The sequence below is a fragment of the Listeria immobilis genome, from assembly GCF_014322845.1.
Lineage (GTDB): Bacteria > Bacillota > Bacilli > Lactobacillales > Listeriaceae > Listeria > Listeria immobilis.
In genome coordinates this window covers 503,501-518,079 of the sequence record NZ_JAASUA010000001.1, presented here as the reverse complement: position 1 = coordinate 518,079, position 14,579 = coordinate 503,501, and the positions used below count along the sequence as shown (strand labels likewise).

Below are 14,579 nucleotides of genomic sequence, written 5' to 3'. Positions count from 1 at the left end.
CGCCTCTTTTTTTATTACACTTGCATTAATAGAACGTATGTTTTATGATTGGTAAATAGGGAGTGTGTGAATTTGAGGTATCAGAAAATCATTTTTATAAGTACAGGAGTTATTGCAGCAGTTGTCGGGTATCTTATTTTTGCTAGCAACTATAAGCCAGATGTACCTAACTGGTTACTTTTTCTATTTTTAGCATTAAGCATAGCTGTTGCAGTTAGTCAGTGGAAAGAGAGACGATTAATATGGAGTTGTATTGGTCTATTTATAGCTGTTTCAATTAGTGTTTTTTACATTTTATCGATATAGGAGGTAGTCAATTTGTCAGAGGAACTGCGTTGTCCATGGTCCATTAATGACCCATATGAACTAGAATACCATGATAAAGAATGGTGTGTCCCAAGTAAAGACGACACTTATTTATTTGAAATGCTCAATTTAGAAGGAGCACAAGCTGGTCTTTCTTGGAAATTAATTTTACATAAAAGAAAAGCCTATCAAGAAGCTTTTTTTGGTTTTGATATTGCTAAATGTGCAAATTTAACTGATGAACAATTAGCAGAAATTATTGCAAAAGCTGCAATCGTTAAAAACCGGCTAAAAGTCAAGGCTGTTCGAACAAATGCAATAGCTACCCAAAAGGTTCAAGCAGAATTTGGCACATTTGCAGATTATATTTGGAGCTTTACAAATAACAAGCGAATCATCAATAAATGGGACAGCGTAAATTCTGTACCAGCTAGTAATGAATTATCCGAAAAAATTAGTAAAGATTTAAAAAAACGCGGCTTTAAATTTGTTGGTCCTGTTATTATTTATTCTTATCTTCAGGCGATTGGTATGGTAGATGATCATTTAATTACCTGTCCATTCCATACGCTTCATCGGGAGGAGAGACGATGATTCCAGCTAAATTAAAACAAGGGGATGAAATTCGTATTATTGCACCAAGCCGTTCGATGAGTATTATAGTGGATAATCAAATAAAATTAGCAGAGAAAAGGTTAAATGAATTAGGTTTCGTAGTGAGTTTTGGGGAACATGTATTAGAAACAGACTGCATGATGAGTTCTAGTATTCATTCTCGTGTATCAGATATACATGAAGCATTTAATGATACCAATGTAAAGGCGATTTTGACTGTGATTGGTGGATTTAATAGTAATCAATTATTGCCATATCTAGATTATGAATTAATATCCGAGAATCCAAAAATTCTTTGTGGTTTTTCGGACATTACCGCACTGGCAACAGCCATTTATACGCAAACAGAACTAGTTACTTATTCTGGCGCTCATTTCTCTACTTTTTCGATGGAGCGGGGACTTGACTATACGATAGAATCATTTCAAGCATGCCTAACACAAACAGAAGCCTATCTTTTTAAGGAAAGTGATTTTTGGAGTGATGATTTGTGGTATCTTGATCAACAAAATAGAAATTTTATTCCAAATACTGGCTTATCCGTCGTACATCACGGTGAGGCTGAGGGCACGCTGCTTGGTGGTAATTTATGCACGCTTAATTTATTGCAGGGAACCGAATTTATGCCTAATCTAAAAGATACGATTTTATTTTTAGAAGACGATGAACAAACAACTCCGGAACTTTTTGATCGCAACTTAGAATCGCTTCTTAGTCAGCCAGGTGCAGACGAAATAAAAGGTTTAGTCATTGGACGTTTCCAAAATAACTCTGCTGTCACGGAAGAACAACTAAGTTATATCATCCAGACAAAAACGGCACTGCATAATATTCCGGTTATCACGGGGGCGGATTTTGGACACACCCAACCAAATGCTACTTTTCCAATTGGTGGAACAGTCAAAATAGCTACCAATCAAGCAGATAAAATTTATATCGTAAAACATTAAAATGAACGATGGAAGTAACATATAAGCTTTAATGAGCACCTTTAGATACTAAAAATATCAACAAAAATGGACCACCTATCTATACATTAGGTGGTCCATTTTTTTAACTTAATGCTACATCACGTTTTTTAAAGATGAAGAATGTGAAGAATAGGATAATCGCAGTATAAACACCGAGTCCTGCGATAACTTGCCAGTCTGCCAAATTACCAGCGATCTCTGTACCACCAACTGTGTCATTCAGACTAAGTAAGTTGAAGAGAATCCATTTCATCCATTCGTATTTCTCAATGGCAATCGGAAGTAGTTGGCGGATAATACCACCAGAGAATAATATTCCAACACCAACACCGACAGCAAGCGCTTGTGAGCGAACCACCGAGGAGAAGAAGAAGGCGATTGTTGCATATACTATCATTAATAAAAAGTTTGTTCCAAGCATTGTCCAAGCAAAAGTCCAAGCCGTCATTGCACCTGTTTCAGGAGCAAGTGGCATAAAAATAGATTGCGATGGTAAAATGAAGGAGAAGATAAAGCCTGATAAAAATAAGGTGATTGAACTAATGATACTATATAAAATACAAACTAGATATTTTGAAAATAAAATCTGACTTCTTGAATATGGACGAGTCAGTAATAATTTTATGGTACCAGCTGAAAATTCTGTAGCTACAATCATACTTGCAACAATAACAACAAGCATCGTTGCTACAGCAGCAGAATTTCCAAGAGTAGCGAAGAAGTTAGCGCTTGATATACCAGTGGGGTTATTTACTGGTTTTTCACCTGCATCTACATAAGGTTGATAAAAATCTATTTGTTGTTGTAATGCTTCTTTTTCTGCTTTAGAACTAGCCGCTTTTTCTTGCTGTTTTAAGTAGGCTAAGGAATCTGTTAGAGAAAGGGTTTCTGTTTTATAGGTGGGGTTTCCATCTTTATCAGCAGAGTTCCAGTAATCATCTTCACTAACAGGGGCTCCACTCGTATCGTAATAAACATTAATGCCAGCGCCACCACTTGGTTCAGTGCTCTCGCTGTCAATACGGCTAACGAAAAGCATTAGGACAGCCAACATTAGTACAATAAGAAATAAGACAATTTGCATAATCCAACTTGATTTACGTAAGAATAATTTATAAAATTCATTTTTCACTAAAGCAATCATGCATTTTCACCTCCGTTTTTTGTTAACTCTAGGAATCGATCTTCAAGGGAGGCTTGCATTGGAATCATTTCTAATAAATCGATATCTGCTTGAATTAAAGCACGAGCAATTAAATAAGTATCTTCTTGTTTGACTTCAATTTTAAATAAATTATCTTTTTCGGCGATTATTTTGACTGGTAAATTATGTAGTACTGCTTTTGCTGCTACTGGATTGGTGACTTTAAGTTTATAAACAGCGATATTATTTTCTAGTAAGTCACTCATTTTTTCTGTGTGAGTTAGCACGCCTTTATTGATGATTGCGAATCGATCTGTAATCTGCTGAATTTCGCTAAGTAGATGACTAGAGATTAAAACAGCTGTTCCGTTTGTTGCTAAATCACGAATTAAATTTCTAAATTCTGCCATTCCTTGAGGGTCAAGTCCATTGGTAGGTTCGTCTAAGATAAGTAGGGCAGGACTATGAATAAGCGCTTGAGCAACACCTAAACGTTGACGCATACCAAGAGAATAGGTTTTAACTTTCTGATCAATTGCACCAGTTAATTTGACAAGTTCAACGATTTCTCGAATATGCTCATCTGTAATTGTTTTTTGACTCATCCGTGCAAATTGTTTTAAATTGTTCCATCCAGACATATACATATAGAACTCTGGGTTTTCAATAATGGAACCAACTTCTGAAATTGCTGCTTTAAAATCGGTATCAACATTTTTTCCATTAATAAAAACAGTTCCTTCCGTACGACGAATTAGACCAACAATCGAACGAATAATAGTGGTTTTTCCAGCGCCATTAGGGCCTAACAAACCAAATACTTCACCCTTTTGAATATCAAAGCTGATATCTTTAACAAGGGCTTTTTGTCCAACTTTCTTTGTGACATGTTCTAATTGTAAAACAGTTTCACTCATGAACTCACTCCTTTAATTTATCTACTATAAAGTATACTTATTTATAGTACTAATTACATTCGACTCAAGGACGGAAAAGTATCAGACTTTAGTTGTAGTCTGCTTTTCGAAGCTAAGATGCCAATGGATGCTATAATGATCAATTAGTTGGCAATATTTACTACCCCCATAGATTTCTTGGATGGGGATTTCGATTGTACCAGTTTTTGATAGTAGCGCAAAAGCATGGACAAAACTTTCCTCTGTGTCAAAAATTACTGCAACAGAAAGCCGGTTACCTGCATCTGTTTCATCATCTAATGTGTCGGAAAAATAGAATAAATCGTTTGTATCTTTGGTTAGTCTTGCATGAAGAATTCGCTCTCCTAAAAATTTGTCACCAGAAAATCCTTCCATTTCATGAAAATAACGTGTATTGGTAATTTCAGCTTGGAAAACTTTTTTATAAAATTCAAGGGCAACACCCGCTTCTCCATTAAAAGTAAGGTAGGGGATGACTGTTTGTGTCATTGTTATCAACTCCATTCAAAAACTATTATACTCATTTCTATATTAAAGCGAAAGCGCAAGCCCTGGGATGGACTTGCGCTTTCTTCTAACTTTTTTATATTAATAGTGGACAAGTTAGCTAGTTTTAGACACCTTTGTAAGCTTCTAGATAGATTTCTTTTAATTCGCTTACTAAAGGTTGTTTAGGGTTGGCAGTAGTACATTGGTCCATGAATGCGCGATCTGCAAGTGTATCAACTACCGCATCCAAGTCTTTTTTAGCAACATTTTGTCCTTTCAGACTCATGTCGATACCAACATCTTTACCAAGTTTAATAATTGCATCTACTAGTGATTTAACGCCTTCTTCTGTAGTTGCAGCAGGGAAGCCGATAATACGAGAGATACGAGCATAATCTTCATCTGCACGGAAGCTTTCATATCTTGGGAATAACGCGTGTTTTTTAGGTTTAAGTGCGTTATAACGAATAACATGTGGCATAAGGATAGCATTTGCACGACCATGAGGAATATGGAATTCAGGGCCGATTTTGTGTGCCAAACTATGGTTAATTCCTAGGAAAGCATTAGCAAACGCCATACCAGCTAAGGCAGAAGCATTATGCATTTTTTCACGAGCATCAGGGTCTCCAGTAAGAACGGATTCACGTAAGTTTTCAAAAACAAGTTCGATTGCACGGATGGATAGACCACGTGTATAATCACTTGCCATAACAGATACATAAGATTCAATTGCGTGAGTTAGAACGTCCATACCAGTGTCAGCAGTAATATGTGCTGGAACAGTTGTTACATATTGTGCATCGACAATTGCAACATCTGGTGTTAGTTCATAGTCAGCAAGAGGGTATTTAATGTTGTTTTCTTTATCAGTAATAACGGCAAATGGTGTCACTTCAGATCCTGTACCACTTGTTGTTGGAATCGCAACAAATTTTGCTTTTCCACCTAGTTTAGGATATTTGAAAGTACGTTTGCGAATATCAATGAATTTTTGTTTTAAGCCGAAGAATGAAGCTTCTGGATGTTCATAGAATAACCACATACCTTTGGCAGCATCCATTGCAGAACCACCACCAAGAGCGATAATAGTATCTGGTTTGAAGTCTTTCATTAATTCTGCACCTTTGTAAACTGTTACATCAGATGGATCTGGTTCAACATCAGCAAAAACTTGATAAGCTACATCGTTGCCACGTTTTTTCAGATGTTCAATGACTACATCAACGTATTTGAATTGCACCATACCTGGGTCAGTTACGATAAATACACGTTCAACGCCTTCCATTTTTTGAAGGTATTGAGTGGAATATTTTTCAAAGAAGATTTTTGGTGGAAGTTTAAACCATTGCATATTATTTCTCCGATCCGCGATACGTTTAACGTTCAGCAAGTTAGTCGCACTTACATTTTGTGATACAGAGTTTTTACCATAAGATCCACAACCAAGTGTTAGGGAAGGGATGAAGCCGTTATAAATGTCACCAATACCACCTTGAGCGCTTGGTGCGTTAACGATGATACGACAAGCTTTCATACGGATACCAAAGGCTTTTTGAACTTCTTTATCTGTAGAATGAATAACTGCAGAATGTCCAAGTCCTCCGTATACTAACATTTCTTCACAACGGTCAAATGCTTCTGCTTGGTTAGCTGCTTCGATAAATGCAAGAACTGGACTAAGTTTTTCATGAGATAGTGGGTATTTGTCGCCCACACCTTTAATTTCAGCAACAAGAATTTTTGTGTCTTCTGGAACTTTAAAACCAGCTTGATTTGCAATCCATGCAGGGGATTTACCAACTACATCTGGATTAAGTGTTCCTTTTTCAGGATTGATGACATAGCTTTCTAATTTTTTGAATTCAGCGCCTTTAACGAAATAGCATTTATTAGCTTCCATTTCAGCTTTTACTTCTTTGGCTACTTCTTTGTCTACGATGACTGCTTGTTCAGAAGCACAAATCATACCTTGGTCAAAAGATTTAGAAAGAATAATATCATTAACAGAACGTTTGATTTTAGCTGTTTTGTCAATATAAGCTGGCACGTTACCTGGTCCAACGCCTAGTGCAGGTTTACCAGTTGAGTATGCTGATTTAACCATTCCAGCACCACCAGTTGCAAGTACAAGTGCAACTTTATCATGATTCATTAATTGTTTCGTTGCTTCTAATGAAGGTTTTTCTACCCATTGGATACAATGTTCAGGTGCTCCAGCTGCGATTGCTGCATCATAGACAACTTTTGCAGCGGCAGATGAACAACCTTGAGCGCTTGGATGGAAGGCGAAAATGATTGGGTTACGTGTTTTAATAGCGATAATTGCTTTGAAAAGAGTAGTGGAAGTAGGGTTTGTTACAGGTGTAACGCCGGCAACCACACCAACTGGTTCAGCAATTTCAATCACACCAGTTTGTTCATCCTCATTAATGATACCTACTGTTTTATTGTTTTTGATGCTATTCCAAATATATTCTGTTGCGAAGATATTTTTAATACATTTATCTTCGTATAATCCACGTCCAGTTTCTTCTACTGCTAATTTTGCAAGGGGCATATGTTGGTCAAGTCCGGCAAGCGCCATTGCATGTACGATATTGTCTACTTGTTCTTGGTTGTAATTTTCAAATGCCTTCAATGCTTTTTGTCCATTGTCTGCTAGTTTGTCAATCACTTTTTGAACTTCTAATACTTCTTGGGCCGCATTTTCTTTAATTGCCATTTTCCAGAACCTCCTAATATTTGTTCGGGACTTAAAACGTCCATAGCAGACTTTTTCTGTCCCTGATAATCCAAAAAAATTTAGCTTGTTGCTGTGCTATGTTCTTTTGTTTTATTTGATTACACCGTTAGTATAAGCCATCAGAAAAAGTTTGTCCAGTATTTCACGTGAAAATATTCACAAATTGATTAAAATGAGTGAATAGTCCTTTTGGAAATGGCTGTTTTAGTTATTTAGATATAGGTAGAATGAGAATTTTTATCATGCTTTTTTTAGAGAAATAACATCTTTAACTAATTGGTAATGCAATGGTTATTATCATAACGAAGATTTGATTTAATAGAAACATTGTCATGGTTTTGCAATGTGGGTTATAGGGAACACCTAATAGTTCTTTTTGCTTATTTGTTTATTTATAACAATTTACATATTTTTTATAAAAAACAATTTTATTTTCTTGACTTTCAGATTTTTCTTATGTAAGATGAATACAAGTAAAAAGTGATAGCTATGATGAAGAGTAAGTAACATGATGAATGCTTTTAGAGAGCTGGCGGTTGGTGTGAGTCAGTAGCGGACATGATGTGAATGGACTTCTGAGCTCTCGGCCGAATGGGTTTTCCTTAGTAGGTTGCAGCGATTAGGCCTTATCGTTACACAAGGCAACCATTCGAAATTTGGATGGATTAAGTGAACTGTTTTTGCAGTTAATCAAGGTGGTACCACGGGTCTCTCGTCCTTGTCTAGTATTTTTGCTAGGCTTGGAGAGAGATCCTTTTTTATTTATTTTAGTAAAAACATTAAACAAGAATAGTACTTTCTCGACAATTTTAAAGAGAGTTAGCGTGTGGTGCGAGCTAATAAATTGGTGAGATAGGAATGGGCCTTGTGCGTGATACCTTGAAACAAGTAGTAGGGGTAAACGGTAGCTCCCGTTATCGAGCAGCTGAATCATTCAGCACTGAGATAGGAGGTTTTCTCCTAATTTGAGGTGGCACCGCGATAACTCGCCCTCAGAAAAAGCATTATTTTGCGCTTTTTCTGAGGGCTTTTTTTATTTTCATTAAGAGAGGATGAATTAAATGAGAAAATCTAAAAAAATGGATGCAGATACATTAACAGCGATATTAGCATTTCTAAGATTAGAGGGACAAGGAAAAAGTTTACTTGAAGGTGCGGCAAAAGATGCAGATGCTGGCAGGTATTCCATTATAGCTTTAAATCCTGTCCATGAAATCAAGGTTTATCAAAACAATTACTATCTAGATGGAAAACATAAAAAAGTGATGGATCCTTTAAAAGAAATTGAAAAATTCATTGAAAAAGCCAAAGAAAATGAAAGCGAATTGCCACTTGATTCAGGAGCAATTGGATATGTTGGTTATGACGTTATTGCTTTATATGAAAACTTAGGACAAATTCCAACCGAGAAACGAGATATGCCAGACATTCGATTCTATGTATATGAAGCTTTTGTTATTATGGATCATCAAGCAGAGGAATTAATATTAGTGCAAGATAATTGTTACTCCGGAAGAACTGAGAAGGAACTGGATGAGGCACTTGCCCAAATGGAGCGGCAGTTATTGACACCTAATAAAGAAGAACATGCAGCAGTTAATGTTCCTAAAATGACCTTTAAAAGCAATTATACAAAAGCAGAATATATGAGCTTAGTCGAACAGGCAAAAAGCTATATTCAAGAGGGGGATTTCTTTCAAGTAGTATTATCGCAACGACTAGAAGCTGATTTTACTATTTCTCCATTTGATTATTATCGAAAATTACGTTTATTAAATCCATCACCTTATCTGTATTTTATTGATTTTATCGACACTGTTTTAATCGGTTCATCGCCAGAAAGCTTAATTAAAACTAAGGGCAGGCAAGTGATTACAAATCCAATTGCTGGAACGAGAAGGCGTGGTGCAACAAAGCAAGAAGATGAAAAACTTGCAAACGAATTATTAGCAGATGAAAAAGAATTGGCAGAGCACCGAATGTTGGTTGATTTAGGAAGAAACGATATTGGCAAAATTGCTGTTATCGGTTCTGTAGAAGTACCAGTTTACTTAACGATTGAAAGGTACCGGTTTTTAATGCATCTTGTTTCAGTAGTGGAAGGGACCTTAAAACCAGGACTTACGGCGATGGATGCGCTTCGTTCAACATTGCCAGCTGGAACTGTTAGTGGCGCACCGAAAATTAGAGCGATGCAACGAATATATGAATGGGAGAATGTAAAGCGTGGCCCATATGCTGGAGCTGTTGGTTATTTAACAAAAAATGGCGATTCGGATTTTGCACTTTCAATTAGAACCATGGTATTGCACGATGGAAAAGCATATGTTCAGGCTGGTGCAGGGATTGTTTATGATTCAGATCCGGAAAGTGAATATTTAGAAACATTGCAAAAAGCAAAAGCGCTTTTGGAGGTGGGAGAATGATTTTACTAGTAGATAATTATGATTCTTTTACTTTTAATTTGGAACAGTATTTAGCTGAATATGCGCACGTGGTAGTGAAGCGAAATGATGCGGCTGATTTGTTAAAAGTAGCAGATCAAGCATCCGGTATAGTTCTTTCTCCTGGACCAGGAAAACCAAGTGAAGCAGGACTTTTAGAAGAAGTTGTAGCCAAATTTGCAAAAGTAAAACCAGTCCTTGGCATTTGTTTAGGGCACCAGGCAATTGGTGAAGTTTTTGGCGGGGAAGTAAAGCAAGCGAAGAAAATTAGACACGGCAAAGTATCCATTATGCGTCAAACAGCAGGAGCAATTTTTGCAGATTTGCCAGAAGAAATGCCCGTTATGCGTTATCACTCTTTAATAGTAGATAAAAATAATTTGCCAGAGGACTTAGAGGTGTTAGCTGTTGCAACTGATGATGCAGAAGTGATGGCGATGAAGCTAAAAAATTATCCAGTATACGGATTTCAATTTCATCCGGAATCGATTGGAACAGTTGATGGAAAACGAATGATGAAAAATTTCATTACTATAGTAGAAGGAGTGCATCCAAATGGAACAATTATTACAAAAAGTATATGACCAACAAAATTTATCAAAAGTAGAAATGAATCGTATCGCAACAGCCATCTTTGAAGGGAAACTTTCCCAAATAAAAATTGCAGCTTTCTTGATGGCACTAAAAGCAAAAGGTGAAACAGCGGAAGAGATGGTGGGTATAGCAGAGGTTATGAAACATGTGGCTACCCCAATTGAATTCCCTGCTGGAACTGCCATGGATAATTGTGGAACTGGTGGAGATAAATCGAATAGTTTTAATATAAGTACAACTTCTGCTTTTGTTATCGCAGCTTCTGGTATTCCAATCGCTAAAATTGGGAATGGAAGTATTTCTAGTCGTTCTGGAAGTGCTGATGTATGTCAAGAACTAGGAATTGATATTAATATGCAACCAGAAGATGTCACTCATTTACTGGAACATGTAGGGATTGCTTTTTTATATGCCCCGCATGTCCACCCAAATATGAAATATGTAATGGATGTTAGGAAAGAACTAGGAACACCGACAATCTTTAATCTAATCGGACCGTTATCTAATCCAATACATTTGGAGACACAATTAATGGGGATTTATCGCCGTGATTTATTAGAGCAGACAGCACGAGTATTAGGAGAACTCGGTCGTAAACGGGCATTAGTATTAAATGGAGCTGGCTTTATGGATGAGGCTTCCTTGGCAGGAGAAAATCATTTTGCATTATATGAAGATGGTGAAGTGAGCTTGCATACCATTACGCCGGCTGATGTGGGGCTAGCCAGTTATCCACAAGAAGCCATTAACGGCGGAACTCCACAGGAAAACGCTAAAATACTTCGAAGCGTGCTAGACGGGGAGCCGGGAGCTTATTTGGATACTGTTCTATTTAATGCAGGTTTCGGATTATTTGCAAATGGAAAAGTAAATTCAGTAAAAGCGGGCGTTGAATTAGCTCGTGAATTAGTGGAAAGTGGCGCTGCTAAACAAAAATTGACCGATTTAATAAACTATCAAAAAGAGGTGCTCGTAAAATGACATTTTTAGAAGAAATTTTAGCTCAAAAAGCAGTTGAAGTTGCTAAAATGCCAAAAGAAGATTTGCTAGAAAAGCGAGAAACGTATTCTTTTTATGATTTTTTAAAAGCTCATACGACTGAAATGCAATTGATTGCGGAAGTAAAGCGAGCCTCCCCGTCCAAAGGAGAAATAAATATGAATGTCAATCCAGTTACGCAAGCTAAAGCCTATGAAGCATCAGGAGCTTCCATGATTTCTGTTTTAACAGATCCGATTTTTTTCAAAGGTTCTATTACTGATTTACGAGAAGTTGCAAGTAACGTGACAATACCAGTGTTATGTAAAGACTTTATTATAAGTGAAAAACAATTGATTCGTGCTAGAAACGCTGGTGCAACAGTAGTTTTGCTCATTATTTCAGCACTAGGAGAAAAGAAACTTAAACAACTTTTTCATCAGGCATTATCACTTGATTTGGAAGTTTTAGTAGAAGTTCATAATGCGGAGGAATTAGCGGTTGCCCAGAAAATTGGCGCTAAATTAATTGGGGTAAACAATCGTAATTTGCACACCTTTGAAGTAGATATTGCCGTGAGTGAAGCACTTGTTTCTGATTTTGCTTCGGATGCTTGTTTTATTAGCGAATCAGGATTTAAAGTTGCAGCAGATGTAGAAAGAGTAAAAGAATCTTATCATGCTGTACTCGTTGGAGAAGCGCTTATGAGAGAGAAAACTCCTGAAATAGCAGCAAGAAAGTTGAAGGTGAAACGATGCTAGTAAAAATTTGTGGTTTAAAAAAAGCGGTAGATGTGCAGGCGGCAGTCGAAAATGGCGCAGATATGATTGGTTTTGTATTCGCTAAAAGCAAACGAAATGTTTCAGTGGAGGAAGCCCACCAATTAGCTAAAAATATTCCAGCTGCTATTAAAAAAGTAGGTGTTTTTGTTAATCCAACAGAAGAAGAACTAACAGAGGCAATTCAAAAAGTTCCGCTAGATATTGTTCAACTTCATGGTCAAGAATCTACAGAACAAGCTAATCGAACAGATGTAGAAGTAATTAAAGCTTTCCAAGTGAAAAATGGCATAGTTCCGAATAATATAAAGGATTATCCAAATGCGTATATTTTACTTGATGCGCCTGCGGAAGAATATGAGGGTGGTAGTGGGAAAACCTTTGATTGGGAAAAAATTAACTGTAACTTATTAACAACAGAAAAATTAATTATAGCTGGTGGATTAAATGCGGATAATGTAACAGAAGCAATTACTCGTTTTTCTCCATTTGCAGTAGATATTTCTTCTGGTGTTGAAACGGCAGGCGAAAAAGATCCGACAAAAATAAAAAAATTTATTAAAATAGTAAAAGGAGACGAGCAATGATGAACTATAACGCCCCTGATAAAAATGGTTTTTACGGAAGATTTGGTGGGAGATTTGTACCAGAAACATTGATGAAAGCAGTTAAAGAACTAGAAGAGGCGTATCAAGCTTCTAAAACAGATCCCGCTTTTCAAAAAGAAGTAAATTATTATTTAAAAGAATACGTTGGGCGAGAAACACCACTTTATTTTGCTGAACAATTAACTGCGTATGCTGGCGGAGCAAAAATTTATTTAAAACGAGAAGATTTAAATCATACAGGCGCACATAAAATCAATAATACAATTGGGCAAGCTCTTCTAGCAAGACAAATGGGAAAACAAAAAGTAGTAGCAGAAACAGGCGCTGGGCAACATGGTGTAGCAACCGCAACTGTAGCAGCACTATTTAATATGGAATGTACTATTTTTATGGGAGAAGAAGACGTAAAGCGCCAATCGCTCAACGTTTTTAGAATGGAATTACTTGGTGCGAAAGTTGTTAGCGTAAAAGCGGGAAGTCGTACACTTAAAGATGCTGTCAATGAAGCATTGCGCTTTTGGGTGGCGAATGTGGAAGATACACACTACATTATGGGATCGGTTCTTGGGCCACATCCATTCCCAGAAATCGTTCGTGATTACCAAAGTGTTATCGGAACAGAAGCAAGAAAACAACATTTAGAAGCAGAAGGAAAGCTGCCTGAAGCGATTGTTGCTTGTGTTGGTGGTGGAAGCAATGCGATGGGCTTGTTTTATCCTTTTGTAGAAGATGAAAATGTTCAAATGTACGGGGTGGAAGCAGCTGGGCATGGACTTGAAACAGAATTTCATGCGGCGACTATTTCTAAAGGGGAAATTGGTATTTTGCACGGGGCGATGATGGATGTTTTACAAGACGAAAACGGACAAATTATCGAGGCGTTTTCTATTTCAGCAGGGCTTGACTATCCAGGAATTGGCCCAGAGCATAGTTTTTTTCGGGATATGGGCCGGGCAGAGTACCATTCAGTAACAGATGATGAGGCGGTTGAAGCATTTCAACTACTTTGCCGTACAGAAGGGATTATTCCAGCACTAGAAAGTTCTCATGCGATTTGTTATGCAGTAAAACTTGCTGCAAAAATGCGACCAGAAGAAAGTATGATTGTTTGTTTATCTGGCCGAGGCGATAAAGATGTTAATCAATTAAAAGCACGTTTGGAGGGAGAAACAAATGACTAAAACTTTAACAGAAAAACTTATAAATAAGTCCGGACATCCAGCAATTGTTACTTATATTATGGGAGGGGACGGTGGACTTAATCACTTGGAAGAGCAATTATTATTTCTTGAAAAATCCGGTGTAAGTGCGATTGAAATTGGTATTCCTTTTTCTGATCCTGTAGCAGATGGGCCGGTTATTCAACTGGCTGGATTACGTGCTTTAAAAGAAAAAATTAGTCTGGAAGCTATTTTAACACAATTAGCCTCTAGCAAAGTCCAAATACCGCTAATTATAATGAGCTATATTAATCCAATTTTTCATTTAGGAATTCCTAAATTTGTCGAATTACTTAAGAAAACGCCTGTTAAAGGGATAATTATTCCTGATCTACCCTATGAACATCAACAGCTTATTACTCCAGAAATCAAAGGAACAGACATCGCATTAATTCCGCTTGTATCACTCACTAGCCCTAAAGAACGTCTTACAGAAATTGCCAATCAAGCGGAGGGCTTTATTTATGCTGTAACAGTCAATGGCACTACTGGCGTGAGAAATGATTTTGATGCTGAGATTGATGCGCATTTAACTTATTTAAAGCGTATTAGTCCTGTTCCGGTTCTAGCTGGATTTGGGGTTTCCACAGTAGAGCATGTGGAAAAATTTGCTGCTGTTTGTGATGGGGTTATTATCGGTAGCAAAGTAGTGCAAATGTTACATGAGAACCGTAAAACGGAACTTGGGGATTTTTTAAAACAAGCTGCAAGTATTGAAGTCAAATGATAATTTCTACTTACAATTTC

14 protein-coding genes and 2 other annotated features are annotated in these 14,579 nt (G+C 37.0%); of the genes, 10 read left to right on the top strand and 4 right to left on the bottom strand.

The genetic code is table 11. The features are described 5' to 3' along the window. Positions 1–72 precede the first annotated feature (72 nt). From HCJ45_RS02660 to HCJ45_RS02650, 3 genes are read left to right on the top strand one after another with little or no spacing between them, the layout of a single operon-like run. Positions 73–306, top strand: a complete 234-nt coding sequence (locus HCJ45_RS02660; RefSeq protein ID WP_185347861.1) for a hypothetical protein — start codon at positions 73–75, stop codon at positions 304–306. 12 nt (positions 307–318) lie between these two features. Next, the gene (locus HCJ45_RS02655) at positions 319–900 is read left to right on the top strand and encodes a DNA-3-methyladenine glycosylase I (protein WP_185395558.1); all 582 of its coding nucleotides are present in this window, start codon (positions 319–321) and stop codon (positions 898–900) included. Beyond that, on the top strand, positions 897–1,871 hold the full coding sequence (locus HCJ45_RS02650) for a S66 family peptidase (protein ID WP_185395559.1): 975 nt from the start codon (positions 897–899) through the stop codon (positions 1,869–1,871). Before HCJ45_RS02655 ends, HCJ45_RS02650 begins: the two co-directional genes overlap by 4 nt. A gap of 103 nt (positions 1,872–1,974) precedes the next feature. On the opposite strand, the gene HCJ45_RS02645 is transcribed toward HCJ45_RS02650, so the two are convergent. The 4 genes from HCJ45_RS02645 to lap all read right to left on the bottom strand — a co-directional run bounded on the left by HCJ45_RS02645 (position 1,975) and on the right by lap (position 7,188). Then, positions 1,975–3,036 (bottom strand): ABC transporter permease, encoded by a 1,062-nt coding sequence (locus HCJ45_RS02645; RefSeq protein WP_185347867.1) that lies wholly within the window; start codon positions 3,034–3,036, stop codon positions 1,975–1,977. Beyond that, complete coding sequence (locus HCJ45_RS02640) at positions 3,033–3,953, bottom strand: ABC transporter ATP-binding protein (RefSeq protein WP_185395560.1); 921 nt, start codon at positions 3,951–3,953, stop codon at positions 3,033–3,035. The genes HCJ45_RS02645 and HCJ45_RS02640 overlap by 4 nt, the downstream gene beginning before the upstream one ends. An 81-nt stretch (positions 3,954–4,034) precedes the next feature. Then, complete coding sequence (locus HCJ45_RS02635; RefSeq protein ID WP_038407445.1) at positions 4,035–4,463, bottom strand: VOC family protein; 429 nt, start codon at positions 4,461–4,463, stop codon at positions 4,035–4,037. 124 nt (positions 4,464–4,587) lie between these two features. Further along, entirely contained in the window at positions 4,588–7,188 is a 2,601-nt protein-coding gene (lap, locus tag HCJ45_RS02630; RefSeq protein WP_185380613.1) for an adhesion-mediating acetaldehyde/alcohol dehydrogenase LAP, read from the bottom strand. Positions 7,189–7,689: 501 nt separating this feature from the next. Further along, positions 7,690–7,932 (top strand) — a binding site (T-box leader). Between the two features lie 47 nt (positions 7,933–7,979). Beyond that, positions 7,980–8,206 (top strand) — a binding site (T-box leader). 64 nt (positions 8,207–8,270) lie between these two features. Here lap and trpE point away from each other — a divergent pair. From trpE to trpA, 7 genes are read left to right on the top strand one after another with little or no spacing between them, the layout of a single operon-like run. Further along, a complete protein-coding gene (gene trpE / locus HCJ45_RS02625) occupies positions 8,271–9,635 on the top strand; it encodes an anthranilate synthase component I (RefSeq protein WP_185395561.1) in 1,365 nt (454 codons plus the stop codon). Further along, the gene (locus tag HCJ45_RS02620) at positions 9,632–10,237 is read left to right on the top strand and encodes an anthranilate synthase component II (protein ID WP_185395562.1); all 606 of its coding nucleotides are present in this window, start codon (positions 9,632–9,634) and stop codon (positions 10,235–10,237) included. The genes trpE and HCJ45_RS02620 overlap by 4 nt, the downstream gene beginning before the upstream one ends. Then, positions 10,209–11,228, top strand: coding sequence for an anthranilate phosphoribosyltransferase (trpD, locus tag HCJ45_RS02615; protein WP_185395563.1), 1,020 nt, complete (start codon positions 10,209–10,211; stop codon positions 11,226–11,228). Before HCJ45_RS02620 ends, trpD begins: the two co-directional genes overlap by 29 nt. Then, positions 11,225–11,986 (top strand): indole-3-glycerol phosphate synthase TrpC, encoded by a 762-nt coding sequence (gene trpC, locus HCJ45_RS02610; RefSeq protein ID WP_185395564.1) that lies wholly within the window; start codon positions 11,225–11,227, stop codon positions 11,984–11,986. Before trpD ends, trpC begins: the two co-directional genes overlap by 4 nt. After that, positions 11,980–12,591 (top strand): phosphoribosylanthranilate isomerase, encoded by a 612-nt coding sequence (locus HCJ45_RS02605; protein WP_185395565.1) that lies wholly within the window; start codon positions 11,980–11,982, stop codon positions 12,589–12,591. The genes trpC and HCJ45_RS02605 overlap by 7 nt, the downstream gene beginning before the upstream one ends. Beyond that, positions 12,591–13,793: a tryptophan synthase subunit beta gene (trpB, locus tag HCJ45_RS02600; RefSeq protein ID WP_185395579.1), complete on the top strand. Its 1,203-nt coding sequence runs from the start codon at positions 12,591–12,593 to the stop codon at positions 13,791–13,793. The genes HCJ45_RS02605 and trpB overlap by 1 nt, the downstream gene beginning before the upstream one ends. After that, positions 13,786–14,559, top strand: coding sequence for a tryptophan synthase subunit alpha (gene trpA, locus HCJ45_RS02595; protein ID WP_185395566.1), 774 nt, complete (start codon positions 13,786–13,788; stop codon positions 14,557–14,559). Before trpB ends, trpA begins: the two co-directional genes overlap by 8 nt. Positions 14,560–14,579 lie beyond the last annotated feature (20 nt).

What these genes read in the sequence shown, in the direction of transcription:
- HCJ45_RS02650 (WP_185395559.1), top strand. Translation starts at nt 897, where the DNA reads ATGATTCCAGCTAAATTAAAACAAGGGGATGAAATTCGTATTATTGCA.
- HCJ45_RS02645 (WP_185347867.1), bottom strand. Translation starts at nt 3,036, where the DNA reads ATGATTGCTTTAGTGAAAAATGAATTTTATAAATTATTCTTACGTAAA.
- HCJ45_RS02640 (WP_185395560.1), bottom strand. Translation starts at nt 3,953, where the DNA reads ATGAGTGAAACTGTTTTACAATTAGAACATGTCACAAAGAAAGTTGGA.
- HCJ45_RS02635 (WP_038407445.1), bottom strand. Translation starts at nt 4,463, where the DNA reads ATGACACAAACAGTCATCCCCTACCTTACTTTTAATGGAGAAGCGGGT.
- lap (WP_185380613.1), bottom strand. Translation starts at nt 7,188, where the DNA reads ATGGCAATTAAAGAAAATGCGGCCCAAGAAGTATTAGAAGTTCAAAAA.
- trpE (WP_185395561.1), top strand. Translation starts at nt 8,271, where the DNA reads ATGAGAAAATCTAAAAAAATGGATGCAGATACATTAACAGCGATATTA.
- HCJ45_RS02620 (WP_185395562.1), top strand. Translation starts at nt 9,632, where the DNA reads ATGATTTTACTAGTAGATAATTATGATTCTTTTACTTTTAATTTGGAA.
- trpD (WP_185395563.1), top strand. Translation starts at nt 10,209, where the DNA reads ATGGAACAATTATTACAAAAAGTATATGACCAACAAAATTTATCAAAA.
- trpC (WP_185395564.1), top strand. Translation starts at nt 11,225, where the DNA reads ATGACATTTTTAGAAGAAATTTTAGCTCAAAAAGCAGTTGAAGTTGCT.
- HCJ45_RS02605 (WP_185395565.1), top strand. Translation starts at nt 11,980, where the DNA reads ATGCTAGTAAAAATTTGTGGTTTAAAAAAAGCGGTAGATGTGCAGGCG.
- trpB (WP_185395579.1), top strand. Translation starts at nt 12,591, where the DNA reads ATGAACTATAACGCCCCTGATAAAAATGGTTTTTACGGAAGATTTGGT.
- trpA (WP_185395566.1), top strand. Translation starts at nt 13,786, where the DNA reads ATGACTAAAACTTTAACAGAAAAACTTATAAATAAGTCCGGACATCCA.